Source organism: Leptospira idonii (assembly GCF_004770995.1).
In the GTDB taxonomy this organism is placed as follows: domain Bacteria; phylum Spirochaetota; class Leptospiria; order Leptospirales; family Leptospiraceae; genus Leptospira_A; species Leptospira_A idonii.
Genome location: NZ_RQHW01000060.1, coordinates 1 through 2035 on the forward strand (window position 1 = coordinate 1; position 2035 = coordinate 2035).

2 protein-coding genes are annotated in these 2035 nt (G+C 35.7%); both read right to left on the reverse strand.

The annotated features are described in order from the left end of the window. Positions 1 to 232 precede the first annotated feature (232 nt). Entirely contained in the window at positions 233 to 1030 is a 798-nt protein-coding gene (locus EHS15_RS16085) for a hypothetical protein (protein ID WP_135761615.1), read from the reverse strand. 255 nt (positions 1031 to 1285) lie between these two features. After that, positions 1286 to 1699: an OB-fold protein gene (locus EHS15_RS16090; RefSeq protein ID WP_135761616.1), complete on the reverse strand. Its 414-nt coding sequence runs from the start codon at positions 1697 to 1699 to the stop codon at positions 1286 to 1288. Positions 1700 to 2035 lie beyond the last annotated feature (336 nt).

Below are 2035 nucleotides of genomic sequence, written 5' to 3' on the forward strand. Positions count from 1 at the left end.
TAGAATTAAAAATAAAAATGCGAGTATTGAGTAACTTATGTATTGAATGTTCATTTTAAAGAGTTGCGCATAACGAACTAGGCTACCCGACGTTGGCTAAGCTGGCACGAGGCTTGCGTATGCAAGAGGAGTGACAGTAGCCAATGTGCCTTTAGGCCGAGCGAGGGTGCGAGTCCCGAAGCGTAGCGGGTCAGCCGTAGTTATGCGCCGTTCTAATGCATGTTTGTAAAAGCTACCCTTTCTTTTTGTCTAATACCTTCTTCATACTCTCAGAGAAATCTTTAGCTGAATTTTTACTAATTTGTATTTGATTCACAAGAAAAATAATAATTGATCTACATTGATCAGAGTATTCAAGACATTCTTCATCCGAACGAGCATGCAAGCCTTCGCTGAGGGCAGAATGCAGAATTTGCAATGGATTCATATTATTTGGTCTTAGAATTGGAGGAAGCAACTCTTTGACCAATTCTATCTTTTCTTGAGCTACGATAGTTTGTTTTGTTTTCTGTAGGGCAACATTATATTGATTTAAATCTTCTCCTGACAACAATAAAGATATTTCATCAAGAAGTTGATCTAGTATTTCCTCAACAATTCTGCGATAATACCCAAATGCTCCGATCCCATATCCTTGTGACTCGCAAACTAATCCTTTTTTGAAGTAATCTTTAAAATCATGAAGCATTTTTTCTATATTTCGATCTCCTCTAATTTCCCAAGCCGGATACTGTCCAATCTTCATGAGCCATTTTTTATCATTTGCAATTTTTATAAAAAAAAGCCGGTCCTCTTTTTGACAATGCATACATAAATATTCTAATTTTACTACAAGGCCATTGCATGAAACATTAGTGTAGTGAAACCCATCCCAGTAATGATTAGTCATATTAAAAGTGTGATTTTCTTTGCAAATTTCGCAGTACATTAAAATAGCGGGTTTTGGTAATAAATCAAGAGTTGCTGCTATACTAGAGATTGCGTATTTTTTATAAAGTGGATATTCTTCTAGAAATTTCTTTTCAGGCATTAAGTAGCTCCATTAGTTTTAGTATAAATAATTCGTTCCATACTTAAGTATTTTTTAGAATGGCGCATAACGAACTAGGCTTGCCGACGTTGGCTGACCCTGAGTCCCGAAGGGACGTTAGGGACTGGCGCAGAGCTTGCGTTTGCAAGCGAGTTACAGAAAGCCAATGTGTCGTAGACCGAGCAAGGGTTTGCTGTGCAAATCCCGAAGCGAAGCGGTAAGCTTTAGTTAGTCGGCGTGTCAAAGTTTATCGAGTTAATCTTTTTTATTTGCACTAAGTAGTGTGCAATCTTGCAAAGTTACATCACGGAACGGCATGCCGTTGGAATAAATTGCTATTCCTTCAACAGAGACTTTCGTTCCTTTTTTTAGCTTTGATGCTTTGGAAAGAGATTTTTCATTCAATAGGCAATATATAGAAATATTGAATAAATCTTTGGTTTCAAAATTGATAGCGTAATTGTCGCCATGTTCATCGACACTATAAACGAATCCGGTAAGTCTAATTTTCTTATTGTCATAAGTATCTTTATAGGCGAGAATATTTTCGTGAATAATATCCTGTAATTCAAATACAGTCAATTCTGCCGAAAATATAGGTGTTAAAGAACAGATCGTTAATAGTATTAGGGTAGATATTATTTTGCAATTTACGTTAGTTTTCTTCATATAATATTTTGAATGTTAATTTTCCATCCTTAGTTTGATAATCAATAATAAAGAATGTATTGTTTTTATTTTCATGGAATATTTATACATTTTTATCTATTTTCCTAACTATACCGTTAGGTTACCATAGGCTTCTTTCGATTTGAGTAGAAAACATAGAGATGAATAGCACATTGCTTAGGTCGTGACTATTTGCATGAATAAATAGATCATTGATCCTTTTATTTAGAAATATTTTTTTGGCATGTCGACTAACGATCCAAGGCTTATCGACGTTGGTCGTAGGTGAGCCTCGAAGAGGCGTTACCGTCGGCGCGCTTTTTGCTTTTGCAAACA